The organism is Segatella copri (assembly GCF_003465495.1).
Taxonomy (GTDB): domain Bacteria; phylum Bacteroidota; class Bacteroidia; order Bacteroidales; family Bacteroidaceae; genus Prevotella; species Prevotella copri_G.
Genome location: NZ_QSAV01000097.1, coordinates 1,615 through 2,165 on the forward strand (window position 1 = coordinate 1,615; position 551 = coordinate 2,165).

A 551-nucleotide genomic window follows, 5' to 3' on the forward strand; every position below is an offset into this window, starting at 1 on the left:
GGGCATCTAGGGAGCGAAAGGCAGAATACATAGCACAAATGGAAAAGCGAATGCGTGATGACTATCGCCGCAGAACCGGTAAGGAAGCAGAATCTTTTGTGTATTGTGATGTTTAGCCATAAGTCAAGTATAGGTTAACAAATGCATTTTTTCTCTTAATTCCTTGGTGTTTACGTCAGAAAGTAGTATCTTTGCAGCAGTCTTTATTATAGGAGGTTATACAATGATAGAAATAAAAGAAACATTAGTTATTAAAAGCGATTCCCCAAAGGTAGCAGAGTGGGTGAAGCGTATGAAGGCATATAAGGCAGCTCAGCTGCAAGATATGGCAAAACGAGGATGCGAGGTTTGTGATATAGCTATGTAATGGATGCATTTGAATATAGATTTACAAGCAAAACGGGTGATATATATATCGTGCGAATTCTGAATGATGGAGCGAGATTTTTGTCATCCGAAATAAATTCCGCCTTAGAAAAGTCTGATGTTGAGGTATGGGGAATATATCTCGTAAATCACCGTTAGCCCGTATGGCGGTACCTATATAATAT

1 protein-coding gene is annotated in these 551 nt (G+C 38.8%); it reads left to right on the forward strand.

Translation table 11 applies throughout. The features are described 5' to 3' along the window. Window positions 1–223: 223 nt before the first annotated feature. On the forward strand, window positions 224–367 hold the full coding sequence (locus DWV53_RS15910) for a hypothetical protein (protein ID WP_153137442.1): 144 nt from the start codon (window positions 224–226) through the stop codon (window positions 365–367). Window positions 368–551: the final 184 nt, after the last annotated feature.